This is a genomic window from Streptomyces roseolilacinus (assembly GCF_014649335.1).
In the GTDB taxonomy this organism is placed as follows: domain Bacteria; phylum Actinomycetota; class Actinomycetes; order Streptomycetales; family Streptomycetaceae; genus Streptomyces; species Streptomyces roseolilacinus.
The window spans coordinates 121,781-144,794 of record NZ_BMSV01000006.1 but is presented as its reverse complement, the minus strand read 5'-3'; the positions used below and the strand labels follow the sequence as shown (position 1 = coordinate 144,794).

Sequence of the window (23,014 nt, the reverse complement as noted above, 5' to 3'; positions counted from 1 at the left end):
CGCTTCACCCTTCGGCTTGCCGGTAAACGATGGTGGTACTGCCCACGACGATCCGCGAGCCGTCGCGGAGCGTAGCGCGGGTGGTGTGCTGCCCGTCCACCACGATGCCGTTGGTGGACCCGAGGTCCTGGATCGTCGAGGGCGTGCCGGTCCGGATCTCGCAGTGGCGGCGGGACACGCCGGGGTCGTCGATCCGTACGTCGGCGTCCGTGCTGCGGCCCAGTACGAGGGTGGGACGGGAGATCTGGTGGCGCGTGCCGTTGATCTCGATCCAGCGGCGCACCTGGCCGGCGCCCGGCACGTGGCCGGAGGCTCCGGGCGGGCGGTGCGCGGCGGGACCGGGGCGGTGCGCGCCGCCGGGGGCGCCGGTGCCCGGTGGCGGGGCGGCGGGCATCGGCGGGGCACCGGTGGGCGGGTAGCCGTAGCCGCCGGGGCGACCGCCCTGGCCGTGCGGCGGGCCCGCCGGGTGCGCGCCGTCGACGGGCTGCGCGGACTGCGAGGAACTGGACGCCAGGGTGCGGCTGCGGACCCGGTACAGGCCGGTGTCGAGGTCGTCGGCCTTCTCCAGGTGGACCTTGATGGGGCCCATGAACGTGTACCGCTGCTGCTTGGCGTAGTCCCGGACGAGGCCGGCGAGCTCGTCGCCGAGCTGTCCCGAGTACGGGCTGAGGCGCTCGTAGTCGGGCGTGCTCAACTCGACGATGAAGTCGTTGGGGACGACCGTCCGCTCGCGGTTCCAGATCGTCGCGTTGTTGTCGCACTCGCGCTGGAGGGCCCCGGCGATCTCGACGGGCTGGACCTCGGACTTGAAGACCTTGGCGAAGGTGCCGTTGACCAGGCCTTCGAGTCGCTGCTCGAACCGCTTCAGGACTCCCATGGGGCACCTCCTCCGTCGTTGCCGTCCTGGTACTGCTTACTGATCGTATCCACGCGTCGGGAAATCGGCTGGTTCCCCTTCTCTGCCCTGTGGACGAGTGTCACCTCTCACATCTCCCGTATGGATCGTAGAGGCGGCCTGTGGACAGTGTCCCGCACCCGGGGCCCACCCGGGATGAGTGGGGGGCGGGGCGTTCCGTTCCGTGCCGGTCCATTCCCGTCGTCCCGGGGCGGGGTGTCCATATGTACGTCTCCGTCGGGTGCGTGCCGTGCGCGCCGCGCGGGTCGGGCGGGGTGGGCGGTGCGTGTGTTCCCGGGCGCGTCCGCGCGGACGTCCCCCCTCCTCCTTGTTCGCCCGTCGGGCCCCCGAAACAACGGATGTGAACCCACCCCGTGCGACGTGCTAATCTTCAGATGTCGCCAAGCGGTCGCACCGAAAAGGTGGGGCCCGAGGAGACAACACCCAAATGCGCGGGTGGCGGAATAGGCAGACGCGCTGGATTCAGGTTCCAGTGCCCGCAAGGGCGTGGGGGTTCAACTCCCCCCTCGCGCACCACAGGAGACAGGGTCTCCACTCGGACGAGAGTCCGGGTGGGGGCCCTTTCTCGTTGGGCGATCCGCTCGGGACGGGGTGCTCGGGGCGGGCGGTGGCGCGGCCGGGCGGGTCGAGCGCGGCCGGGACGGCGCCGACGTGCCGTACGACCTCCGGTTCGGTGGGCGTGCCGCCGCACGCCGCTTCGCGGGGGTCTTCCGGCGACTCCCCGGCCCGCCCGGCGCGGTCCTCGAACAGGCCCCGGCGCCGCGGCCGTCGACGAGTCCGGCGACCCGCCGCCGCACGCCCGCCGGACGTACCGGCCGGGGACGGGCACCGGCGGGCCCGGACGCGCGTGGTGGAGGGCGGCGGTGGTGCGCGGCCCCTCACCCCCGGAGAAGGCGGCAGGCGGGCTTCCGGGGCGGCGTCCGGGGCGGCGCCGCGGCGGCCGGCGGACGGGGCGGCGGAGGTGCGTGAATGAGGGCCGTCCACAGGGGGGAGACGGGTGGACGGCAGGAGAGTACGGTCGTCGCACGTTCGGTGGATGTCAGGTGTTGGGGGGCGTATGGACGAGATCCGGGCCGAGGTGCCCGCGCAGCGGACGGGCGACGGCGGCGGTGGTGGCGCGGGCGGCGGCGCGGGGCGGATCCCGGTCGTGCCGGGCTTCGCGCGGCGCACCACCGGGACGCACGGCCCGGGCGGGGCCGGGGGGCCGAAGGCGTACGGCAAGGTCCTGCGCGAGCGGGTGCCGCGCTCCGCGCACGACGCGCTGCCGCTGCGCGCCGGGCGGCCCGACGCGGTGCGCGCGGTCGAGGAGTCGAGCCGCGGCCGGGTGCCCGCCCTGGCGCCGATACGGGTCGGGCGCATGGCGGCGACGCCGTTCGCGTTCCTGCGCGGCGCCGCCGGGCTGATGGCGCACGACCTCGCGGGCACGCCGGTGACGGGCGTGGGCGCGCAGATCTGCGGGGACGCCCACGCGGCGAACTTCGGCCTGTACGGCGACGCGAGCGGCCGGCTGGTCATCGACCTGAACGACTTCGACGAGACCGTGGTCGGCCCGTGGGAGTGGGACCTCAAGCGCCTCGCGACGTCCCTGGTGCTGGCCGGGCGGGAGGCCGGGGCCGACGAGGACGTGTGCCGGGCGGCCGCGCACGACGCGGTGGGCGCCTACCGGCGGACCATGCGGCTGCTGGCGCGGCTGCCGGTGCTGGACGCGTGGAACGCCATCGCCGACGAGGAGCTCGTCTCCCACACGGACGCGCGGGACCTGCTCGGCACGCTGGAGCGGGTGTCGGAGAAGGCCCGCCGGAACACGAGCGCCCGGTTCGCCGCGAAGGCGACGGAGACCTGCGAGGACGGCTCGCAGCGGTTCGTGGACGCCCCGCCGGTGCTGTCGCGGGTGCCGGACGCCGAGGCCGCGGCGGTCGCCTCCGCGCTGGGCCCGTACCTGGCGACGCTGCCGCCGGACCGGCTGCCGCTGCTCGCCCGGTACGCGATCCAGGACGTGGCGTTCCGCGTCGTCGGCACGGGAAGCGTGGGCACCCGCTCGTACGTGGTGCTGCTCCTGGACCACCGGGGGGAGCCGCTGGTGCTCCAGGTGAAGGAGGCCAGGCCCTCGGCGCTGGTGCCGTACCTGCCCGAGGCCGGGTTCGAGGCCGAGGCGGCCGGGCACGAGGGGCGCCGGGTCGTGCTGGGGCAGAAGCGGATGCAGGTCGTCAGCGACAGCCTGCTCGGATGGACGACCGTGGAGGGGCTCCCCTACCAGGTGCGGCAGTTCCGCAACCGCAAGGGCAGCGTCGAGCCGGGGGCGCTGGCGGCCGACCAGGTCGACGACTACGCGCGGATGACCGGCGCCCTGCTGGCGAGGGCGCACGCCCACAGCGCCGACCCGCGGCTCGTGGCGGCGTACTGCGGCAAGAACGACGAGCTGGACGCGGCCGTCGCCGCCTTCGCCGTGGCGTACGCGGACCGCACCGAGGCCGACCACGCCGACCTGGTCGCGGCCGTGCGGGCCGGTCGCATCGCCGCCGAGCTGGGCGTATGACGGGTCGGGCGCCGGTCGCCCGTAGTCTGGTCGGGTGACGACCCCGAGCGACGACCTGACCGGCGCCCCCGTGGACGAGGCCGCTGCCGCCGATCGGCCCCGGCAGCCCGAGCCGCAGGGCCCCCCGCCCGCCGAGCCCGGCGCCACCGAACCGCGGGAGGCCCCGGAGGCGCGGCTCGCCCGTGCCGTGCGGGCGGCCGAGCAGGCGCTGATCGAGTTCGAGATCGCGGTGGAGACCTTCCGGGTCGAGGTGGAGAACTTCTCCCGGCTGCACCACCAGAAGCTCGGGCCGATGTACGCGCGCCTCGACGAGCTGGACGCGCTGATCGCGGAGGCGCGGGCGGCGCGCACCGGTGACCCGGAGGACCTGCGCAGGGCGCAGGAGGCCCGGGGCATGGTGATGCCCATGCCGGGGGTCGACGAGCTCTTCCACAGCTGGATCGACTCCGAGGGCCTGTCCCCGGAGGCCGCCGCGATGCTGAACGAGCAGCCCGTGCAGGCGCCCCGGCGGGTGCGTCCCAGCGACGAGGCGCGCAAGCTCTACCGCGACCTCGTCCGCAAGGCCCACCCCGACCTGGCCGCCGAGGAGGCGGAGCGCAAGCGGCGCGACGAGTTCATCACGCGCGTCAACACCGCGTACGCCCGCGGCGACGAGGCGCTGCTGCGGCAGCTCGCCGGGGAGTGGGAGGCGGGGCCGGCGCCCGCCGAGCCGGTGGTGAGCGAGAGCGAGGAGCTGTACGCCCGCCTGGAGTGGCTGGCGCAGCGCAAGGAACTGCTGGCGGTCGTCGCGCGTGAGCTGGAGGAGAGCGCGATCGGTGCGATGCTGCGGATGGCGCCCGACGACCCCGACCGGCTCCTCGACGAGATCGCCGAACAGCTGATGGCCCAGGTGTCCGCGCGGGAGGCCGAACTCGCGGCGCTGACGACCTCCCCGTACCTGCCTGAAGAGAAGGAATGACCCCCATGAACTTCGCACCGCTGCCCACCGTGGACGCCGCCTCCGTGCCGGGTGACGCCCTGGTCCTGGACGTACGGGAGGACGACGAGTGGGTCGCCGGGCACGTCGAGGGCGCCCTGCACGTGCCGATGAGCGAGTTCGTCGCCCGCTTCGGTGAGGTGACGGAGGCGGTGGCCGACGGGCGGCGCGCCTATGTGATGTGCCGGGTCGGCGGCCGGTCCGCGCAGGTCACGCAGTACCTGGTGCAGCAGGGACTCGACGCGGTGAACGTGGACGGCGGCATGATCGCCTGGGAGAGCGCCGGCCGCCCGATGGTGAGCGAGCACGGCGGCCCCGCGGTCGTCGCGTAACCGGCGACCGCGAGGACCGGGGCGGTCCGGGCGGGGCGGCGTGTGCGCGACGCCGCCGCCCGTCCCTCACCGGTCGAAGTCGAGCTCGACCTCCGGCGTCATCGGATGCGACTGGCACGCCAGCACGTACCCGGCGTCCGTCTCCTCGGCCTCCAGCGCGTAGTTGCGGTCCATCCGCACCTCACCCGAGACCAGGAAGGCCCGGCAGGTACCGCAGACGCCGCCCTTGCAGGCGTACGGCGCGTCCGAGCGGCCGCGCAGCACCGTCTCCAGCAGGGACTCGCCCCCCTGCACCGGCCACGTCCCGGACCGGCCGTCCAGGGTGGCGGTCAGCGTGGCCTCCGCCGCCTCGCCCGGGGCCGGCCGGCGGGCCGCCGACGAGCCGTCGTCCACGTGGAAGATCTCCTGGTGGACGCGGTCCTTCGGCACGCCCAGGCCGCGCAGCGCCTTATCGGCGCCCTGGACCAGCCCGAACGGCCCGCACAGGAACCAGCCGTCCACTTCGTCCACCGCCAGCAGCGCCGGCAGGAGGCGGGACAGCCGCTCCTCGTCCAGCCGGCCGGACGGCAGTCCGGCCTGCTGCTCCTCGCGGGACAGCACCGTCACCAGCTGGAAGCGGTCGGGGTAGCGGTCCTTCAGGTCGGCGACCTCGTCGAGGAACATCGTCGACGCGGCCGTGCGGTCGCTCCGCACGAGGCAGAAGCGGGCCTGCGGCTCCCGTGCGAGCAGCGTCGCCGCGATCGACAGCACGGGAGTGATGCCGCTGCCCCCGACGATCGCCGCGAAGTGCCCCGGCCGCGGTGGCAGGACGAACCTGCCCGTCGGCTCCATGACCTCCACCGTGTCCCCGACGGCGAGTTCCTTCAGCGCGTAGGTGGAGAACTCGCCGCCCTCGACGAGCCGGATGCCGACGCGCAGCACCGGGTCCTCGTCCGGGCCGGCGGCGGGTGAGCAGATCGAGTACGTGCGGCGGACCTCCTCGCCGCCGTCGGCGGCGGCCCGGCGCATCGTCAGGTGCTGGCCGGGGGTGTGGCGGAACGTCTCCCGCAGCTCTGGCGGGACGGCGAAGGTGACGGCCACCGAGTCGTCCGTGAGCCGTTCGACCTCACGCACCCGGAGCGGATGGAACATCTACAACTCCTTGAAGTGGTCGAAGGGTTCGCGGCAGGAGGCGCAGCGGCGCAGCGACTTGCACGCGGTCGAGGAGAACCTGCTCAGCAGCTCGGTGTCGGTCGAGCCGCAGTGCGGGCAGCGGATGGAGAGCGTGAGCGGCACGGGCCCGTCGGCCTCCTGCTGCCGGCGGGGCGGGGCTATGCCGAACTCGGCGAGCTTGCGCCGGCCCTCGTCACTGATGTCGTCGGTGGACCAGGCGGGGGAGAGGACCGTGACCACGGAGACCTCCGCCACGCCCCGCTCGTGCAGGGCCCGTTCGATGTCCGAGGACATCGCCTCGATCGCCGGGCAGCCGGTGTACGTGGGGGTCAGCTCCACCTCGACCCTGCCGGGGCCGAGCACCCGCACGCCCCTCAGCACACCCAGCTCCCCCAGGGTGAGCACGGGCAGCTCGGGGTCGGGGACCGAACCGGCCAGGCGGCTCAGCTCCTCCTCGAGCGGCGTCATGGTCACCATGACGCTCCCGGGTGGCTGCGGTGCAGGTGCTGCATCTCGGCGAGCATCCGCCCGAACGACTCGGTGTGCACGCCCTGCCGGCCCGCGCCCGCGCTCCACGCCGTCGTCCGGGGCCCCTCGGGGAGGGGGAGGGTCGCCCGGTCCAGCACGGCGGACACCGACGTCAGCCAGTCGGCCTCCAGCTCCCGCCAGTCGACGTCGACGCCCTCGACGGGCTGGAACAGCTCGCCGGTGAAGCGCCACAGCGCGTCGCAGGCGGTCCGCATCCGGTCGTGGCTCTCGGGCGTGCCGTCGCCGAGCCGGAGCGTCCACTGCTCGGCGTGGTCCTGGTGGTAGGCGACCTCCTTGACCGCCTTCGCGGCCAGGCCCCGCAGCGCCTCGCGGCCCTCGTCGCCGGGGCGCGGGTCGGCGGTCGCGAGCCGGCCGTACAGCAGGCGCTGGTAGGTGGAGAAGTACAGCTGGCGGGCGATGGTGTGGGCGAAGTCGCCGTTCGGCTGCTCGACGAGCTGGGTGTTGCGGAAGGCCCGCTCCTCCCGGAGGAAGGCCAGCTCGTCCTCGTCGCCGACGAGGGAGAGCAGGACGCGGGCCTGTCCGAGCAGGTCCAGCGCGATGTTGGCGAGGGCGACCTCCTCCTCCAGCACGGGCGCGTGGCCCGCCCACTCGCCCAGCCGGTGGGACAGCACCAGCGCGTCGTCGCCGAGGGCGAGGGCCGCGGTGTTCAGGGAGGTCGTCACAGGTGCTGCACCCCCTCGGGGATCTCGTAGAAGGTCGGGTGCCGGTAGGGCTTGTCGGCGGACGGCTCGAAGAACGGGTCCTTCTCGTCCGGCGACGACGCGGTGATCGCGGTGGCGGGGACCACCCAGAGGGAGACGCCCTCGTTGCGCCGGGTGTACAGGTCGCGGGCGTTGCGCAGGGCCATCTCGGCGTCGGGGGCGTGCAGGCTCCCCGCGTGGGTGTGGGACAGACCCCGGCGCGAGCGCACGAACACCTCCCACAGCGGCCAGTCGCTGGTCGTCATGCCGTTGCCTCCCCGGTCTTCCCGGACTCGTCGCCCTTGTTCCGATCGCTCTGCTTCGCGGCGTACGCCGCCGCGGCCTCCCTGACCCAGGCGCCCTCCTCGTGGGCGCGGCGGCGCTGGGTGATCCGCTGCTCGTTGCACGGGCCGTTGCCCTTGAGGACCTCGCGGAACTCGGTCCAGTCGATCACGCCGAAGTCGTAGTGGCCCCGCTCCTCGTTCCACCGGAGGTCCGGGTCGGGGAGGGTCAGGCCCAGGGACTCCGCCTGCGGGACGCAGATGTCGACGAAGCGCTGGCGCAGCTCGTCGTTGGAGTGGCGCTTGATCTTCCAGGCCATGGACTGCGCGGAGTGCGCCGACTCGTCGTCGGGCGGGCCGAACATCATCAGCGACGGCCACCACCAGCGGTCGACGGCGTCCTGCGCCATCGCGTGCTGGGCCGGCGTGCCCCGCGAGAGGGCGAGCAGCGCCTCGTAGCCCTGGCGCTGGTGGAAGGACTCCTCCTTGCAGACCCGGATCATCGCGCGGGCGTACGGCCCGTAGGAGCAACGGCACAGCGGCACCTGGTTGGTGATCGCGGCACCGTCGACGAGCCAGCCGATGGCGCCGACGTCGGCCCAGGTCAGCGTGGGGTAGTTGAAGATCGACGAGTACTTCTGGCGACCCGAGTGGAGCTTGTCCAGCAACTCGTCCCGGCTGACGCCCAGGGTCTCGGCGGCGCTGTACAGGTACAGGCCGTGCCCCGCCTCGTCCTGGACCTTGGCCATCAGGATCGCCTTGCGGCGCAGGGAGGGCGCGCGCGTGATCCAGTTCGCCTCGGGCTGCATGCCGATGATCTCGGAGTGGGCGTGCTGGGCGATCTGGCGGACCAGCGTGGCGCGGTACGCCTCCGGCATCCAGTCACGTGGTTCGATGCGCTCGTCGGCGGCCACGGCGGCGTCGAACACCGCCGCGTACGCCTCCTGCGAGTCCGCAGTCACTGCCGTCATCCGGGCCCCCTACCGACCGATCGTTCGGTTGAATGACTTCAATGGTGAGTCGACGGCCCGTAAGGTGTCAACCCTGTGGATAACCGGGGTGGAGAGACGCGGATCGGGGCGGGATGGAGTCGTACGACGAGCAGCGCGGACGCGCCGGGGACGCTGTCGGCGGCGAAAGCCCTGATCGCACCGGGTTGGCGGCCCTCTCCCTGCCCTACCAGGTGGTGGGTGCGGTCGCCCTCGCGGTGATCGGGTTGGTCGCCTGCTTCCACGTGGCGGTGGTGTTCCTCCACGTCGCGCCGTCGAACACGCTGACCAAGCAGCACGGCGAGACCGTCGACGCCTGGGTCATGCCCGAGTTCGAGCAGAACTGGAAGCTCTTCGCGCCCAACCCGCTCCAGCAGAACATCGCGGTCCAGGTCCGCGCCGAGGTGGCCGGCGACGGCACCCGCAGGGTCACGCCGTGGATCGACCTGACCGCCGAGGACGCCGAGGGGATCCGCGGCAACCCCTTCCCCAGCCACGTCCAGCAGAACGAGCTGCGCCGCGCCTGGGACTTCTACGCCAACCAGCACGGTGACGACGACCGGGCGAACAGCCTGCGCGCCGACCTCTCCGAGCGCTACATACGCCGCATCGCCGTGATGCGGCTGGAGGACCATCGGCTGGGCGGAAGGATCGAGCGGATACAGGTGCGCTCGTCGACCACGGGCGTCGCCGCCCCGCCGTGGAGCCGCGAGAAGACCGACACGCGGTCGTACTACCGGCTCCTGCCCTGGTGGACCGTGACCGCCGCCGACCTGCCCGGCGGCGTGACCGGCGGCCGCACGGGGGAGGAGGCCCGGTGAACCCGCACAGCGCCCCCCGGCCCGCGGGCCGCAAGGAGAGCCCCGACCGGCGTCTCGCCCGGGCCGTCCAGCGGTGCACCGGCACCGTCCTCGGCCCGTACCAGAGCGCCGTCGTCCGGATCGGCTTCGCCGCGACCTGGCTGTTCTTCCTCCTCCGCGAGTTCCCCCACCGCCACGAGCTGTACGGGCCCGAGGGCCCGTGGGGCTGGCACATGGCGCGGCAGCTGATCGCGGACAACCACTCCTTCACCGTCCTGATGTGGACGGACTCCGTCCTGTGGTTCGAGGTCGTCTACGCGGTCGCCGTGCTGTCCAGCGCCCTGCTGCTGGTCGGCTGGCGCACCCGGGCCACGTCGGCGCTGTTCATGGTGGGCGTCCTCTCGCTGCAGAACCGCTCCGTCTTCATGGGCGACGGCGGCGACAACGTCATCCACCTGATGGCGATCTACCTCGTCCTCACCCGCTGCGGGCACGTCTGGTCACTGGACGCGCGCCGTCGGGCCCGCCGCCCCGCCGGAGCGGGGGCCGATCCGGTCGGGCCGGCGCTGTGGGCGGTGCTGGGCCTCGGTCTCGTGGCGGTCCTGCTGTTCCGCGACCGGAGCGGCGAACCGTGGATCGTCGTGCTGCTGTGGCTGCTGTGGCTCGCCCAGGGAGCGTGGTGGCTGGTGTGCCGCATCGCCCCCGGCCAGCCGCGCGTCCTGCTCGACGTCCTCGCCAACCTGCTGCACAACGCCACCCTCGCGGTGATCATGGCCGAGGTGTGCCTGATCTACGCGACGGCCGGCTGGTACAAGATCCAGGGCTCGCGGTGGCAGGACGGCACCGCCCTGTACTACCCGCTGAAGCTGGACTACTTCAGTCCGTGGCCCGCCCTGTCCGGCCTGCTGGCCGGAGCCAGCCTGGTGGTCATGGCCATCTCCTACGGCACGGTGATCGTGCAGGTGGCCTTCCCCTTCACCCTCTTCAACCGCCGGGTCAAGAACGTGCTGCTCGCGGCGATGATGCTGGAGCACGCAGGGATCGCGCTGCTGCTCGGACTGCCCTTCTTCTCCCTCGCCATGATCACCGCGGACGCCGTCTTCCTGCCGACGGCCTTCCTGCTGTGGCTGGAGGGTCGGGTCCGCCGTGCCGGGAGGCGGCTGCGCCCCGGCCGGGCGGCGGGGGCGGCGGAACAGGGCCCGGCACCGGACGTGCCGGCTCCCCGTACCCTCGTCGGGTGAGCAGCGAGACCCGGGCGGACATCCCCCTCCAGTACGACGACGGCTACGGCCCCGAGGTGGGCGTCGGACCGCACCCCCTGCCCTGGCCGCAGGGCGAGCGGTACGACCCCGAGCTGCTCGCCGGGGGCGACCGGCGCAACGTCGTCGACCGCTACCGGTACTGGACGCGCGAGGCGATCGTCGCCGACCTGGACACCCGCCGCCACGACTTCCACGTGGCGGTGGAGAACTGGGGCCACGACTTCAACATCGGGTCGGTCGTCCGGACCGCCAACGCCTTCCTGGCGAAGGAGGTCCACATCGTCGGGCGCCGCCGCTGGAACCGGCGCGGCGCGATGGTCACCGACCGGTACCAGCACGTGCGCCACCACCCCGACACCGAGTCGCTGACGGCCTGGGCCGAGGCGGAGGACCTGCCGATCATCGGCATCGACAACCTGCCGGGCGCGGTGCCGCTGGAGCGCACGGAGCTGCCCCGCCGCTGTGTGCTGCTGTTCGGGCAGGAGGGGCCGGGCCTCACCGAGGAGGCCCGGAAGCACGCCCGGATGGTCTGCTCCATCGCCCAGTTCGGCTCGACCCGCTCCATCAACGCGGGGGCCGCCGCCGCGATCGCGATGCACGCCTGGGTCCAGCGGTACGCCGAGATCGGCGGCTCCCCCGCCTGAGGACGGGGGAGCCGGGTGCCCGGCCGCCCCGGGGCGTCGGGTCGCCCCGGGGCGGCGGGTCACGCCGGGCGTCGAATCACACGGGCGCCGGGTCACCCCGGGCTTCAGGTCACGCCGGGCGGCGGACCTCCACCACCCGGAAGCGGTTGGCGACGAAGGCGCTGTCACACAGGACGGCGTTCGCGGCGGGGTTGCCGCCCGAGCCGTGGAAGTCGGAGAACGCGGCGGTCTGGTTGACGTAGACGCCGCCCGTCAGGTTCAGCGACAGCTGCGCCGACTCCTCCAGGCAGACCTCCTCGACCGCGCGCTCCACCTCCGGCGAGGTCGTGTAGGCGCCGACCGACATCACGCCCTTCTCGCGGATGGTGCGCCGCAGCAGCTCCAGCGCGTCGGCCGTGGAGTCCACGGCCACGGCGAAGGAGACGGGGCCGAAGCACTCCGACATGTAGACGGCCTCCGCGTCCGGCTTGGAGCCGTCCAGCTTGACCACGAGCGGCGTGCGCACGACGGCGTCCGGGAAGTCCGGGTTGGTGACCTCACGGGAGGGCAGGGCGACCTCGCCCAGGTCCGCGGCCGCCTCCAGGCGGGCCTTCACGTCGGGGTTGACCAGCGCGCCCAGCAGCCCGTTCGCCCGCGCGTCGTCGCCCAGCAGGGCGTCCACGGCGGCGGCGAGGTCGGTGACCACCTCGTCGTACGTCTTCGGACCGGCGTCGGTCGTGATGCCGTCGCGCGGGACCAGCAGGTTCTGCGGGGTCGTGCACATCTGGCCGCTGTACAGGGACAGGGAGAAGGCCAGGTTGGCCAGCATGCCCTTGTAGTCGTCGGTGGAGTCCACGACGATCGTGTTGACGCCGGCCTTCTCCGTGTAGACCTGCGCCTGGCGGGCGTTGGTCTCCAGCCAGTCGCCGAACTCGGTCGAGCCCGTGTAGTCGATGATCCGGATCTCCGGGCGGACGGCCAGCGCCTTGGCGATGCCCTCGCCGGGGCGCTCGACGGCCAGCGCCACCAGGTTCGGGTCGAAGCCCGCCTCGGCCAGCACCTCACGCGCGATCCGCACGGTCAGGGCGAGCGGCAGGACCGCGCGCGGGTGCGGCTTGACCAGGACGGCGTTGCCGGTCGCCAGGGAGGCGAACAGGCCCGGGTAGCCGTTCCACGTCGGGAAGGTGTTGCAGCCGACCAGGAGGGCGATGCCGCGGCCGACCGGGGTGAACGTCTTGCGCAGGTCCAGCGGGCCCCGCTTGCCCTGCGGCTTGGACCACTCGGCCTCCTGCGGCGTGCGGACCTGCTCCGCGTACGCGTACGCCACCGCCTCCAGGCCGCGGTCCTGCGCGTGCGAGCCGCCCGCCTGGAACGCCATCATGAACGCCTGCCCGCTGGTGTGCATCACCGCGTGCGCGAACTCGTGCGTGCGGGCGCTGACGCGGGCGAGGACCTCCAGGCAGACCAGCGCGCGGGTCTCCGGGCCGGCGTCCCGCCAGGCGCCCAGGCCGGCGCGCATCGCCGGCAGCAGCACGTCCACGTCCACGTGCGGGTACTCCACGCCGAGCTCCGGGCCGTACGGGGAGACCTCGCCGCCCGTCCAGCCGTCCGTACCCGGCTGGTCGAGGTCGAAGCGGGAGCCGAGGGTCGCCTTGTGGGCGGCGAGGCCGTCCGCGGCGCTCAGCGAGCCGTTCTCGCCGTACGCCTTGGGGTGCTCCGGGTGCGGCGACCAGTAGGCACGCGTACGGATCGCCTCCAGCGCCTGGTCGAGCGTGGGACGGTGCCTCTCGGACAGGTGGGCGGGGGTCAGCTGCGCGGCGGCCATGGCGGACCAACTCCTCGATGAGCTGGGCAGGAACAGGCGGACAGAGCTAGAGTAACCGAACGATCGGTCGGGACAAGGGGGTCTCTCGAACCTGTGGAGAACGCATCGGGGAGGATCACTGACATGACCGACACAGAGGCCACCGCACGGGCCGCCGGGACCGCCGTCGAACGCGACCGGACCGTCGCCGTCGTCGGGGCCGGGACCATGGGCCAGGGGATCGCGCAGGTCGCGCTCGTCGCCGGCCATCCCGTACGCCTCCACGACGCCGCGCCAGGCCGCGCCGAGCAGGCCGTCGAGGCCGTCCTCGGGCGGCTGGACCGGCTGGTCGCCAAGGGCCGTCTCACCCCGCAGGAGCGGGACGCGGCCGCCGCACGCCTCCACCCGGCCGCCGCCCTCGACGAGCTGGCCGACGCCGCGCTCGTCGTCGAGGCGATCGTGGAGCGCCTCACGGTCAAGCAGGAGCTCTTCACGGCCCTGGAGAAGATCGTCGACGACGACTGCCTCCTCGCCACCAACACCTCCTCGCTCTCCGTCACCGCCATCGGCGGGGCGCTGCGCCTCCCCGGCCGTTTCGTCGGCATGCACTTCTTCAACCCGGCGCCGCTGCTGCCGCTCGTCGAGGTCGTCAGCGGCTTCGCGACGGACATCGCGTCCGCCACGCGCGCGTACGAGACGGCCCGCGCCTGGGGCAAGACCCCGGTCGCCTGCGCCGACACCCCGGGCTTCCTCGTCAACCGCATCGCCCGCCCCTTCTACGCCGAGGCGTTCGCGGTGTACGAGGAGCAGGGCGCCGACCCGGCCACCATCGACGCCGTCCTGCGCGAGTCCGGCGGCTTCCGCATGGGCGCCTTCGAGCTGACCGACCTCATCGGCCAGGACGTCAACGAGGCGGTGACCACCTCGGTCTGGGAGGCGTTCTTCCAGGACCCCCGGTTCCGCCCCTCGCTCGCCCAGCGGCGCCTCGTCGAGGCCGGGATGCTCGGCCGCAAGACCGGCCGCGGCTGGTACGCGTACGACGACCAGGGCGCCCACAGCCCCGAGCCGCACACCGCCGATCCGGCCGACCCGCCCGCGCACGTCGTCGTCGAGGGCGACCTGGCGCCCTTCGGGGTGCTGCTCGACATGATCCGCGAGGCCGGGATCCCCCTCCGCGAGGAGGACGAGGACCGGGGCACGCGCCTGGAGCTGCCCAGCGGCGGCCAGCTGGCGCCGGCCGACGGCCAGACCTCCGTCGAGTTCCGCGACGTCGTCTACTTCGACCTCGCCCTCGACTACCGCAAGGCGACCCGCATCGCGCTCGCCGCCGGCCCGGACACGACCCAGGAGACCCTGGGCCAGGCGATCGGCCTCTTCCAGGCCCTCGGCAAGAAGGTCAGCGTCATCGGCGACGTGCCGGGCATGATCGTCGCCCGGACCGTGGCGCGGCTGATCGACCTCGCGCACGAGGCGGTCGCCAAGGGCGTCGCCACCGAGGAGGACGTGGACACCGCGATGCGACTCGGCGTCAACTACCCGCTGGGGCCCATCGAGTGGAGCCGCAGGCTCGGCAGGAACTGGGCGTACGGCATCCTGGAGGAGCTCCACCAGCGCGACCCCTCGGGGCGCTACGCGCCCTCCCTGGCGCTCTACCGCCACTCCTACGCCGACGACAAGGGGGAGGCCGGGCGATGACCACCGCCAGGCGCGACACCTACACGCCCGAGACGCTGCTCTCGGTCGCCGTCCGGGTCTTCAACGAGCGCGGCTACGACGGCACGTCCATGGAGCACCTCTCCAAGGCGGCCGGGATCTCCAAGTCCTCCATCTACCACCACGTCGCGGGCAAGGAGGAACTGCTGCGGCGGGCGGTCAGCCGCGCCCTGGACGGGCTGTTCGCCGTGCTCGACGAGGGGCCCGCCATCCGCGGCCGGGCCGTCGAGCGGGTCGAGTACGTCACCCGGCGCACGGTCGAGGTGCTGGTCGACGAGCTTCCGTACGTGACGCTGCTGCTGCGGGTGCGCGGCAACACGCGGACCGAGCGCTGGGCCCTGGAGCGGCGCCGCGAGTTCGACCACCGCATCGCCGAGCTGATGAAGGCGGCCGCGGCGGACGGGGACCTGCGCCCCGACGTGGACATAAAGGTCGCGACCAGGCTGCTGTTCGGCATGGTCAACTCACTCGTGGAGTGGTACCGCCCGCAGCCCGGGGACGGGGCCGACCGCCGGCAGGTGGCGGACACGGTGGTCCACCTGGCCTTCGAGGGCCTGCGCACCAGCCGCTGAGCCCCTCCCCGGACCCGGGACCCCCGCACGGGCCGCCCCCGGGGCCCTCGGGCCAGGAGCCCCGGCCCTCGGCGGCCGGCCTCGCCGTCCCCGGCCGGCCCTCCGTCCTCCGCCCTCCGATGGCCGGCCTCGCCGTCTCCGGCGGCCGGCTCTCCGCCCCCGGCGGCCGGGTCCCGCGCCCCTACACCCCGTCGGCCGTGAGCCTGCGGTCGAGGTCCGTCTCCTCGAACACCAGCAGCGTGCGCGTGGACAGCACCTCCGGGATCGCCTGGATCCTGGTCAGGACCAGCTCCCGCAGGCTGCGGTTGTCCGGCGTGTGCACCAGCAGCAGCACGTCGAAGTCCCCGCTGACCAGGGCGATGTGCGCCGCGCCCGGCAGCGCCTGGAGCTGCTCGCGGACCGTACGCCACGAGTTCTGCACGATCTTGAGCGTGATGTACGCGGACGCCCCCTGGCCCGCCCGCTCGTGGTCGACGCGCGCGCTGAAGCCGCGGATCACCCCGTCGTCGATGAGCCGGTTGATCCGCGCGTACGCGTTCGCCCGCGACACGTGGACCCGCTCGGCCACCGACCGTATCGACGCCCGGCCGTCCGTCTGGAGGATCCGCAGGATGTCGCGGTCGATGGCGTCGAGCGGGCGCGGTGGCGCGATGCGGTCGTCGCCCTGCGGCACCTGCTCCCACTCGTCGGCCATTTGTTCAGCTTCCATGTCCCCCCGCCTCTCTCTCGTGGACGACCTGCCCCCATCCCAGGCTGTGCAAAACCGTTTGTCCACAGGGTTGGGGTGCCTGTAGCCAAAATGGCTCCACGACCGAACAATCGGTAGGTGAGGCGCGCCACACTCGCGCCGCCCCCGGGTCTTATGCCCACTCCCACGAGGAGGTGCTGTCATGACGGTCCAAGAGCTGCCTGGTGCGGCCTCTTACCGGCCCACTCCGCCGCCGGCGTGGAAGCCGCGCACGGATCCCGCGCCGCTGCTCCCGGACCCCGAGCCGTACCGGGTGCTGGGCACGGACGCCGCTGCCGACTTCGCTCCCGCCGTGCTGCGCCGGCTCTACGCCGAGCTGGTGCGCGGCCGCCGGTACAACACGCAGGCGACCGCGCTCACCAAGCAGGGCCGGCTGGCCGTGTACCCGTCCAGCACGGGGCAGGAGGCCTGCGAGGTGGCCGCCGCGCTCGTCCTGGAGGAGCGGGACTGGCTGTTCCCGTCGTACCGGGACACCCTGGCCGCCGTGGCGCGCGGACTGGACCCCGTCGAGGCGCTGACGCTGCTGCGGGGCGACTGGCACACCGGGTACGACCCGCGCGAGCACCGCATCGCCCCCCTGAGCACCCCGCTCGCCACGCAGCTCCCGCACGCCGTGGGCCTGGCCCACGCCGCCCGCCTCAAGGGCGACGACGTCGTGGCGCTGGCCATGGTCGGCGACGGCGGCACCAGTGAGGGCGACTTCCACGAGGCCCTGAACTTCGCCGCCGTCTGGCAGGCCCCCGTCGTCTTCCTCGTGCAGAACAACGGCTTCGCGATCTCCGTGCCGCTCGCCAAGCAGACCGCGGCCCCCTCGCTCGCCCACAAGGCCGTCGGCTACGGCATGCCGGGCCGGCTCGTCGACGGGAACGACGCGGCGGCCGTCCACCAGGTGCTCTCCGAGGCGGTGGCCCGCGCCCGGCGCGGCGGCGGACCCACCCTCGTCGAGGCCGTGACGTACCGGGTCGAGGCCCACACCAACGCCGACGACGCGACCCGGTACCGCGGGGACGCCGAGGTCGAGGCGTGGCGGCAGCACGACCCGATCAAGCTCCTGGAGCGGGACCTGACGGAGCGTGGCCTCCTCGACGAGGACGGCGTCCGCGAGGCCGCCGAGCAGGCCGAGGAGATGGCCGCGCGGCTGCGCGAGCGGATGAACGCCGACGCCGAGCTCGACCCGATGGACCTGTTCGCCCACGTCTACGCGGAGCAGACCGCGCAGCTCAGGGAGCAGGCCGCGCAGCTGCGGGCCGAGCTGGACGCCGAAGCGGAAGGTGACCACCGATGACCACCGTGGCAGCCAGGCAGGCGGCCAAGCCCGCCACCATGGCACAGGCCCTCCAGCGGGCCATGCGCGACGCGATGGCCGAGGACCCGACCGTGCACGTCATGGGCGAGGACGTCGGCACGCTGGGCGGTGTCTTCCGCGTCACCGACGGGCTCGCCAAGGAGTTCGGCGAGGACCGGTGCACCGACACGCCGCTCGCCGAGGCCGGCATCCTCGGCACGGCCGTCGGCATGGCGATGTACGGGCTGCGGCCGGTCGTCGAGATGCAGTTCGACGCGTTCGCCTACCCGGCCTTCGAGCAACTGGTCAGCCACGTCTCCCGGATGCGGAACCGCACGCGCGGCGCGATGCCGATGCCGCTGGTCGTCCGCATCCCGTACGGCGGCGGGATCGGCGGTGTCGAGCACCACAGCGACTCGTCCGAGGTCTACTACATGGCGACCCCGGGCCTCCACGTCGTCACCCCCGCGACGGTCGCCGACGCGTACGGCCTGCTCCGCGCCGCCATCGCCTCCGACGACCCGGTCGTCTTCCTGGAGCCGAAGCGGCTGTACTGGTCCAAGTCCGACTGGTCGCCCGACGCCCCGGCCGCGGTGGAGCCGATCGGCCGTGCCGTGGTGCGCCGCAGCGGCCGCAGCGCCACGCTGATCACGTACGGCCCGTCCGTGCCGGTCTGCCTGGAGGCGGCCGAGGCGGCGCAGGCGGAGGGCTGGGACCTGGAGGTCGTGGACCTGCGCTCGCTGGTGCCGTTCGACGACGAGACCGTCTGCGCGTCGGTACGGCGCACGGGCCGCGCGATCGTCGTGCACGAGTCCACCGGCTTCGCCGGACCGGGTGCGGAGATCGCCGCACGGGTCACCGAGCGGTGCTTCCACCACCTGGAGGCACCGGTGCTGCGGGTGGCCGGGTTCGACATCCCGTACCCGCCGCCGATGCTGGAGCGACACCATCTGCCGGGTGTCGACCGGGTCCTGGACGCGGTCGCCCGGCTCCAGTGGGAGGCGGGGAGCTGATGGCCCAGGTGCTGGAGTTCAAGCTGCCGGACCTCGGTGAGGGCCTCACCGAGGCGGAGATCGTGCGGTGGCTCGTCTCGGTCGGGGACGTCGTCGCCATCGACCAGCCGGTCGTGGAGGTCGAGACGGCCAAGGCGATGGTGGAGGTGCCCTGCCCGTACGGCGGTGTCGTCACCGCCCGCTTCGGCGAGGAGGGCGAGGAACTGCCGGTCGGCGCCCCGCTGCTGACCGTCGCCGTCGGCGCCGCGGAGGCGCCGGCCGGCTCCGCCGCCGGGCGGCCGGGCACGGCCCCGTCGGCGGGCGCGTCCGACGGCTCCGCCCGGCCCGCCGACGAGGGCTCGGGGAACGTGCTGGTCGGCTACGGCACGAGCGCGGCGGCCGCCCGCAGGCGGCGCGTCCGCCCGGCGGCGCCGATCGCCGCCTCCGTGCCCCGGACCACCGCGCCCGCCCCCTCCCCCGCGCCGGTGCCCGCCGCGCCCGCGGAGGGCCCGGTCCCGGTGATCTCGCCGCTCGTGCGGAAGCTCGCCCGGGAGCGCGGCATCGACCTGCGGCAGCTGCGCGGCTCCGGCCCGGACGGACTGATCCTGCGGGCCGACGTCGAACGGGCCCCGGCCGCGGCGCCGGCCCTGGCGGACACCGCACCGGCGCGTTCCGTGCCGGCCGGCGGCGCGGCGGCGGGAGCGGCCGTCGCCGAGCGGGTGCCGCTGCGCGGGGTGCGCGGCGCCGTCGCCGACAAGCTGACCCGCAGCCGCCAGGAGATCCCCGACGCCACCTGCTGGGTCGACGCCGACGCGACGGAGCTCATGGCGGCCCGGGCCGCCATGAACGCCGCCGGGGGCCCGAAGATCTCCCTGCTGGCGCTGCTGGCCCGGATCTGCACGGCCGGGCTCGCCCGCCACCCGGAGCTGAACTCCCGCGTCGACCTCGCGGCCCGCGAGATCGTCCGGCTGCCCGAGGTGCACCTGGGCTTCGCGGCCCAGACCGACCGCGGTCTGGTCGTGCCCGTCGTCCGCGACGCGCACACCCGCTCGGCCGAGGACCTCACGGCGGAGTTCGCCCGCCTCACCGAGATGGCGCGCACCGGCTCGCTGTCCCCGGCCGACCTGACGGGCGGCACGTTCACGCTGAACAACTACGGCGTGTTCGGCGTCGACGGCTCCACGCCGATCGTCAACCACCCCGAGGCGGCCATGCTCGGCGTCGGCCGGATCATCCCCAAGCCGTGGGTCCACGACGGGGAGCTGGCGGTCCGCCAGGTCGTCCAGCTGTCCCTCACGTTCGACCACCGGGTCTGCGACGGCGGTACGGCGGGCGGGTTCCTGCGGTACGTCGCCGACTGCGTGGAGCACCCCTCGGTGCTGCTGCGCACCCTGTAGAGCGGGGGTCCCGGCCCCCTCCCCCAGGGCCGGGGCCCCGCCGGGGAGGCCGGGGCACTGTCCGCTCCGCCGCGGCGGCGACCATACTGGGCGCGTGACCCGATTTGACGCCGTCGTGCTGGCAGGAGGCGCCGCGAGGCGACTCGGTGGCGCGGACAAACCCGGCCTGAGCGTCGGTGGGCGCACCCTGCTCGACCGGGTGCTGCACGCCTGCCGTGACGCCGGACGGGCCGTGGTGGTCGGCGGTCGCCGACCGACCGCCCGGCCCGTCGTCTGGGCGCGGGAGGAGCCGCCGGGAGGCGGCCCCGTCGCCGCGCTGGCCGCCGGGGTGCGCGACGTCGACGCCGACACGGTCGTCGTCCTCGGCGGCGACCTGCCGTTCCTGGACCGCGCGGCCGTCCGGCACCTGGTCGACACGCTCGCCGCGTCGACCGCGGAAGCCGTCCTCTCCGTCGACGCGGACGGCCGCGACCAACCACTCGTCGCCGCCTACCGCACCGAGCCGCTGCGCCGCGAGATCGCGCTCCTCGCCACCGAGCACGGCCCCCTCTCCGGGTTGCCCCTGCGTCTGCTGACGCAGGAACTGGACCTCGCCCGGGTCCCCGCCCGACCGCTCGCGTCCTTCGACTGCGACACTTGGGAGGACCTCGCCGCGGCCCGGGCCCGCATCAGGGAGCATGGGAACGTGCTGGACGAATGGATCACCGCGGTCAAGGCCGAGCTCGGCATCGAACTCGACGTCGACATCAACCTGCTGCTCGACCTGGCCCGCGACGCCGCCCACGGCGTCGCCCGGCCCGCCGCGCCGCTCACCACGTTCCTCGTGGGGTACGCGGCGGCCACGGCGGAGGGCGGCGGCCCGCAGGCCGTGGCGGAGGCGACCCGCAAGGCGGCCGCACTCGCCGACCGCTGGGCGAACGAGGCCGAAGCGGGATGAACGAGCCGGACTTCGACGGCGTCGACGAAGCCCTCGCCCTGGTCGGCAGGGCACCGGCCCGCCTCGCCGAGCCCCGCCCGCCGGGGCACCGCGACACGTCCTGGCCCCAGGCGCGCGCCCTCGCCGCCCGGGCCGGCGGCGGCGCGACCCCACGGGTCCGCCGCGCACCCCTGGGCGCGGCGCTCGGGCGGATCCTCGCCGAGCCGCTGACCGCCCTCACCGACCTGCCGTCGTTCGACACCTCCGCCATGGACGGCTGGGCGGTCGCCGGACCCGGCCCGTGGGAGATCCGCGCGGGGGACTCGGTCCTCGCCGGCCACGGCCCGACCCCGGCACTGCCCGACGGCGTCGCGGTGCGCATCGCGACGGGCGCCCGCGTCCCCGCCGACACCACCGCCGTCATCCGCTCCGAGCACGCCCGCGCCGAACCCGGCCGCGGCGACCGCCCCGGTACGGCGCCGAGCGGCGGCCACCTGCACGCGCGGCACGAGGTGGTGCCCGGCCAGGACATCCGCCCGCGCGGCCAGGAGTGCCGCACGGGCGACGAGCTCCTGCCCGCCGCCACGGTCGTCACCCCGGCCGTGCTCGGCCTGGCGTCCGCCGCCGGGTACGACGAGCTGGCCACCGTCGAGCCGCCCCGTGTCGAGGTCCTCGTCCTCGGTGACGAACTGCTCACCTCGGGCGTCCCGCACGACGGGCTCATCCGGGACGCACTCGGCCCCATGCTCGGGCCCTGGCTGCGCGCCCTGGGCGCCGAGGTCCCGGCCGTGCGGCGGGTCGGGGACGACGCCGACGCGCTGTACGAGGCCGTCGCCGGCACCGACGCCGACCTCGTCGTCACCACCGGGGGCACCGCCGCCGGACCGGTCGACCACGTCCACCCCGTCCTGCGCACCCTGGGCGCCGAGCTCCTCGTCGACGGCGTGCGGGTACGGCCGGGGCACCCCATGCTGCTGGCCCGCCTCACCGCGTCCCGGTACCTGGTCGGACTGCCCGGCAACCCGCTGGCGGCCGTCTCCGGACTGCTCACCCTCGCCGAGCCGCTGCTGCGCGGCCTCGCCGGGCGCCGCGCCCCCGAGCCGTGCCGGGCGCCGGTGCGCGACGGGGTGCACGGCCATCCCCACGACACCCGCCTCGTGCCCGTCGTCCACCGCGCCGGATGGGCCGTGCCCCTGCACTACGCGGGCCCCGCCATGCTGCGGGGGCTCGCCGCCGCCGACGGGCTGGCCGCCGTCCCGCCCGGCGGGGCCCGCCCCGGCGACGAACTGGAGATCCTCGACCTGCCGTGGACGGCGTCCACCGCGGCGCCCGTCCCGGCCCCGGCCCAAGGCGGGTGTTTCACGTGAAACACCACGGTAGGGAAGCCCGCGCCAGCCACGAAGAGGACCAGCTGGCCACCGGTCGCATCAGCCTGCCGAGGCCGATCGTCGAGCACCCGCTGAGGCAGGTCGGCCAGCGGCTGGCCCTCGCCCTGTTCGTCATGCTCCTGACGGTGCTCATCGTCATAGCCGACCGCAGCGGGTACAAGGACAACGTCGACGGGCACGTCAGCCTGCTCGACACCGTCTACTACGCGACGGTGACGCTCTCGACCACCGGGTACGGCGACATCGTCCCGGCCAGCGACACCGCCCGACTGGTCAACGTGGTCGTCGTGACCCCATTGCGCGTCCTGTTCCTGATCATCCTGGTCGGCACCACCCTGGAGGTGCTCGCCGAGCGCACCCGCGAGGAGTGGCGCCAGAAGCGTTGGAGGTTGGCCTTGCGAGACCACACCGTCGTCGTCGGTTTCGGTACGAAGGGCCGCTCCGCGCTGGAGACCCTGATGGCCACGGGGCTGAAGAAGCAGCAGGTCGTGGTGGTCGACCCGAGCAGCAAGGTGATCGAGATGGTCAACGCGGAGGGGCTGACCGGCGTCGTCGGCGACGGCACCCGCAGTGACGTGCTGCTCCGCGCCGAAGCCCAGAGGGCCCGCCAGATCATCGTCGCCACCCAGCGGGACGACACCGCCGTCCTCGTCACCCTCACGGCGCGCCAGCTCAACAGGGGCGTGAAGATCATCGCCGCGGTGCGCGAGGAGGAGAACGCCCCCCTGCTGCGCCAGTCCGGGGCGGACGCCGTCATCACCAGTGCCAGCGCCGCGGGACGGCTGCTCGGCCTGTCCGTGCTGAGCCCCACCGCGGGCACGGTGCTGGAGGACCTGATCCACCAGGGCACCGGCCTCGACATCGTGGAACGGCCGGTGACCAAGGCGGAGGCGGGCCGGAGCGTCCGGGACACCGAGGACCTGGTGGTGAGCGTGCTGCGCGGTCACCGGCTGATCGGCTACGACGACCCCGAGGCCAGCCCGCTCCAGCTGACCGACCGGGTCATCGCCATCAAACGGTCGAAGGGCACCGGCGGCACGGCGAACCCCCTGAAGGGCGCGGCGTGGAACGGCTCCTCGACGGGCATGTCGGCGGAGTAGCCT

At 74.0% G+C, this 23,014-nt stretch carries 22 protein-coding genes and 1 tRNA gene; 15 read left to right on the top strand and 8 right to left on the bottom strand.

From position 1 onward, the window contains the following. Nucleotides 1-4: 4 nt before the first annotated feature. Nucleotides 5-877, bottom strand: coding sequence for an FHA domain-containing protein (locus IE106_RS15875; RefSeq protein WP_189534403.1), 873 nt, complete (start codon nucleotides 875-877; stop codon nucleotides 5-7). Between the two features lie 468 nt (nucleotides 878-1,345). Here IE106_RS15875 and IE106_RS15870 point away from each other — a divergent pair. From IE106_RS15870 to IE106_RS15855, 4 genes are all read left to right on the top strand, one after another. Beyond that, nucleotides 1,346-1,432 (top strand) — tRNA-Leu (locus IE106_RS15870). Nucleotides 1,433-1,973: 541 nt separating this feature from the next. Beyond that, nucleotides 1,974-3,452: a DUF2252 domain-containing protein gene (locus IE106_RS15865; protein ID WP_189534402.1), complete on the top strand. Its 1,479-nt coding sequence runs from the start codon at nucleotides 1,974-1,976 to the stop codon at nucleotides 3,450-3,452. 34 nt (nucleotides 3,453-3,486) lie between these two features. Beyond that, complete coding sequence (locus tag IE106_RS15860) at nucleotides 3,487-4,410, top strand: hypothetical protein (RefSeq protein ID WP_189534400.1); 924 nt, start codon at nucleotides 3,487-3,489, stop codon at nucleotides 4,408-4,410. 5 nt (nucleotides 4,411-4,415) lie between these two features. After that, complete coding sequence (locus tag IE106_RS15855; RefSeq protein WP_189534398.1) at nucleotides 4,416-4,760, top strand: rhodanese-like domain-containing protein; 345 nt, start codon at nucleotides 4,416-4,418, stop codon at nucleotides 4,758-4,760. Nucleotides 4,761-4,826: 66 nt separating this feature from the next. Here IE106_RS15855 and IE106_RS15850 read toward each other — a convergent pair whose 3' ends face one another. Genes IE106_RS15850 through paaA form a run of 5 tightly spaced genes read right to left on the bottom strand, consistent with a single transcriptional unit; the run spans nucleotide 4,827 to nucleotide 8,393 of the window. After that, nucleotides 4,827-5,891, bottom strand: coding sequence for a 2Fe-2S iron-sulfur cluster-binding protein (locus IE106_RS15850; protein ID WP_189534397.1), 1,065 nt, complete (start codon nucleotides 5,889-5,891; stop codon nucleotides 4,827-4,829). Continuing rightward, the gene (gene paaD / locus IE106_RS15845) at nucleotides 5,892-6,389 is read right to left on the bottom strand and encodes a 1,2-phenylacetyl-CoA epoxidase subunit PaaD (protein WP_189534395.1); all 498 of its coding nucleotides are present in this window, start codon (nucleotides 6,387-6,389) and stop codon (nucleotides 5,892-5,894) included. Further along, nucleotides 6,383-7,123: a 1,2-phenylacetyl-CoA epoxidase subunit PaaC gene (paaC, locus tag IE106_RS15840; protein ID WP_189534393.1), complete on the bottom strand. Its 741-nt coding sequence runs from the start codon at nucleotides 7,121-7,123 to the stop codon at nucleotides 6,383-6,385. Before paaC ends, paaD begins: the two co-directional genes overlap by 7 nt. Next, nucleotides 7,120-7,407, bottom strand: a complete 288-nt coding sequence (paaB, locus tag IE106_RS15835; protein WP_189534391.1) for a 1,2-phenylacetyl-CoA epoxidase subunit PaaB — start codon at nucleotides 7,405-7,407, stop codon at nucleotides 7,120-7,122. Before paaB ends, paaC begins: the two co-directional genes overlap by 4 nt. Then, a complete protein-coding gene (gene paaA / locus IE106_RS15830; protein WP_189534389.1) occupies nucleotides 7,404-8,393 on the bottom strand; it encodes a 1,2-phenylacetyl-CoA epoxidase subunit PaaA in 990 nt (329 codons plus the stop codon). The genes paaB and paaA overlap by 4 nt, the downstream gene beginning before the upstream one ends. 113 nt (nucleotides 8,394-8,506) lie before the next feature. On the opposite strand from paaA, the gene IE106_RS15825 reads away from it, so the two are divergent. From IE106_RS15825 to IE106_RS15815, 3 genes are read left to right on the top strand one after another with little or no spacing between them, the layout of a single operon-like run. Next, on the top strand, nucleotides 8,507-9,232 hold the full coding sequence (locus tag IE106_RS15825) for a DUF5819 family protein (RefSeq protein ID WP_189534387.1): 726 nt from the start codon (nucleotides 8,507-8,509) through the stop codon (nucleotides 9,230-9,232). Next, nucleotides 9,229-10,452, top strand: coding sequence for an HTTM domain-containing protein (locus IE106_RS15820; RefSeq protein WP_189534385.1), 1,224 nt, complete (start codon nucleotides 9,229-9,231; stop codon nucleotides 10,450-10,452). Before IE106_RS15825 ends, IE106_RS15820 begins: the two co-directional genes overlap by 4 nt. Further along, nucleotides 10,449-11,117: a TrmH family RNA methyltransferase gene (locus tag IE106_RS15815; RefSeq protein ID WP_189534383.1), complete on the top strand. Its 669-nt coding sequence runs from the start codon at nucleotides 10,449-10,451 to the stop codon at nucleotides 11,115-11,117. Before IE106_RS15820 ends, IE106_RS15815 begins: the two co-directional genes overlap by 4 nt. A 109-nt stretch (nucleotides 11,118-11,226) precedes the next feature. Here the strand turns inward: IE106_RS15815 and paaN are convergent, their stop codons facing one another. Next, nucleotides 11,227-12,921: a phenylacetic acid degradation protein PaaN gene (gene paaN / locus IE106_RS15810; protein ID WP_189534381.1), complete on the bottom strand. Its 1,695-nt coding sequence runs from the start codon at nucleotides 12,919-12,921 to the stop codon at nucleotides 11,227-11,229. Nucleotides 12,922-13,044: 123 nt separating this feature from the next. On the opposite strand from paaN, the gene IE106_RS15805 reads away from it, so the two are divergent. Together IE106_RS15805 and IE106_RS15800 are read left to right on the top strand one after the other, a co-directional pair. Continuing rightward, nucleotides 13,045-14,595, top strand: coding sequence for a 3-hydroxyacyl-CoA dehydrogenase (locus IE106_RS15805; protein WP_189534379.1), 1,551 nt, complete (start codon nucleotides 13,045-13,047; stop codon nucleotides 14,593-14,595). Next, nucleotides 14,592-15,185, top strand: a complete 594-nt coding sequence (locus tag IE106_RS15800; RefSeq protein ID WP_189534377.1) for a TetR/AcrR family transcriptional regulator — start codon at nucleotides 14,592-14,594, stop codon at nucleotides 15,183-15,185. Before IE106_RS15805 ends, IE106_RS15800 begins: the two co-directional genes overlap by 4 nt. A 181-nt stretch (nucleotides 15,186-15,366) precedes the next feature. On the opposite strand, the gene IE106_RS15795 is transcribed toward IE106_RS15800, so the two are convergent. After that, the gene (locus IE106_RS15795; RefSeq protein WP_373295948.1) at nucleotides 15,367-15,894 is read right to left on the bottom strand and encodes an Lrp/AsnC family transcriptional regulator; all 528 of its coding nucleotides are present in this window, start codon (nucleotides 15,892-15,894) and stop codon (nucleotides 15,367-15,369) included. Nucleotides 15,895-16,075: 181 nt separating this feature from the next. Here IE106_RS15795 and pdhA point away from each other — a divergent pair, with 181 nt between their 5' ends. From pdhA to IE106_RS15765, 6 genes are all read left to right on the top strand, one after another. After that, the gene (gene pdhA / locus IE106_RS15790) at nucleotides 16,076-17,218 is read left to right on the top strand and encodes a pyruvate dehydrogenase (acetyl-transferring) E1 component subunit alpha (RefSeq protein WP_189534375.1); all 1,143 of its coding nucleotides are present in this window, start codon (nucleotides 16,076-16,078) and stop codon (nucleotides 17,216-17,218) included. Then, the gene (locus IE106_RS15785; RefSeq protein ID WP_189534373.1) at nucleotides 17,215-18,231 is read left to right on the top strand and encodes an alpha-ketoacid dehydrogenase subunit beta; all 1,017 of its coding nucleotides are present in this window, start codon (nucleotides 17,215-17,217) and stop codon (nucleotides 18,229-18,231) included. The genes pdhA and IE106_RS15785 overlap by 4 nt, the downstream gene beginning before the upstream one ends. Continuing rightward, the gene (locus IE106_RS15780) at nucleotides 18,231-19,607 is read left to right on the top strand and encodes a dihydrolipoamide acetyltransferase family protein (protein ID WP_189534372.1); all 1,377 of its coding nucleotides are present in this window, start codon (nucleotides 18,231-18,233) and stop codon (nucleotides 19,605-19,607) included. Before IE106_RS15785 ends, IE106_RS15780 begins: the two co-directional genes overlap by 1 nt. A gap of 94 nt (nucleotides 19,608-19,701) precedes the next feature. Then, nucleotides 19,702-20,544 carry an NTP transferase domain-containing protein gene (locus IE106_RS15775; RefSeq protein ID WP_189534369.1) on the top strand — a complete coding sequence of 281 codons (843 nt, stop codon included), beginning with the start codon at nucleotides 19,702-19,704 and terminating at the stop codon, nucleotides 20,542-20,544. Beyond that, nucleotides 20,541-21,890, top strand: coding sequence for a molybdopterin molybdotransferase MoeA (locus tag IE106_RS15770; RefSeq protein WP_189534367.1), 1,350 nt, complete (start codon nucleotides 20,541-20,543; stop codon nucleotides 21,888-21,890). Before IE106_RS15775 ends, IE106_RS15770 begins: the two co-directional genes overlap by 4 nt. After that, nucleotides 21,887-23,011, top strand: a complete 1,125-nt coding sequence (locus tag IE106_RS15765) for a potassium channel family protein (RefSeq protein ID WP_189534365.1) — start codon at nucleotides 21,887-21,889, stop codon at nucleotides 23,009-23,011. The genes IE106_RS15770 and IE106_RS15765 overlap by 4 nt, the downstream gene beginning before the upstream one ends. Nucleotides 23,012-23,014 lie beyond the last annotated feature (3 nt).

Bases quoted from the DNA above. Each gene is read 5' to 3' on its own strand.
- IE106_RS15875 (WP_189534403.1), bottom strand. From the start codon at position 877: ATGGGAGTCCTGAAGCGGTTCGAGCAGCGACTCGAAGGCCTGGTCAAC.
- IE106_RS15865 (WP_189534402.1), top strand. From the start codon at position 1,974: ATGGACGAGATCCGGGCCGAGGTGCCCGCGCAGCGGACGGGCGACGGC.
- IE106_RS15855 (WP_189534398.1), top strand. From the start codon at position 4,416: ATGAACTTCGCACCGCTGCCCACCGTGGACGCCGCCTCCGTGCCGGGT.
- IE106_RS15850 (WP_189534397.1), bottom strand. From the start codon at position 5,891: ATGTTCCATCCGCTCCGGGTGCGTGAGGTCGAACGGCTCACGGACGAC.
- paaD (WP_189534395.1), bottom strand. From the start codon at position 6,389: ATGGTGACCATGACGCCGCTCGAGGAGGAGCTGAGCCGCCTGGCCGGT.
- paaB (WP_189534391.1), bottom strand. From the start codon at position 7,407: ATGACGACCAGCGACTGGCCGCTGTGGGAGGTGTTCGTGCGCTCGCGC.
- paaA (WP_189534389.1), bottom strand. From the start codon at position 8,393: ATGACGGCAGTGACTGCGGACTCGCAGGAGGCGTACGCGGCGGTGTTC.
- IE106_RS15825 (WP_189534387.1), top strand. From the start codon at position 8,507: ATGGAGTCGTACGACGAGCAGCGCGGACGCGCCGGGGACGCTGTCGGC.
- paaN (WP_189534381.1), bottom strand. From the start codon at position 12,921: ATGGCCGCCGCGCAGCTGACCCCCGCCCACCTGTCCGAGAGGCACCGT.
- IE106_RS15805 (WP_189534379.1), top strand. From the start codon at position 13,045: ATGACCGACACAGAGGCCACCGCACGGGCCGCCGGGACCGCCGTCGAA.
- IE106_RS15800 (WP_189534377.1), top strand. From the start codon at position 14,592: ATGACCACCGCCAGGCGCGACACCTACACGCCCGAGACGCTGCTCTCG.
- IE106_RS15795 (WP_373295948.1), bottom strand. From the start codon at position 15,894: ATGGAAGCTGAACAAATGGCCGACGAGTGGGAGCAGGTGCCGCAGGGC.
- pdhA (WP_189534375.1), top strand. From the start codon at position 16,076: ATGACGGTCCAAGAGCTGCCTGGTGCGGCCTCTTACCGGCCCACTCCG.
- IE106_RS15785 (WP_189534373.1), top strand. From the start codon at position 17,215: ATGACCACCGTGGCAGCCAGGCAGGCGGCCAAGCCCGCCACCATGGCA.
- IE106_RS15780 (WP_189534372.1), top strand. From the start codon at position 18,231: ATGGCCCAGGTGCTGGAGTTCAAGCTGCCGGACCTCGGTGAGGGCCTC.
- IE106_RS15770 (WP_189534367.1), top strand. From the start codon at position 20,541: ATGAACGAGCCGGACTTCGACGGCGTCGACGAAGCCCTCGCCCTGGTC.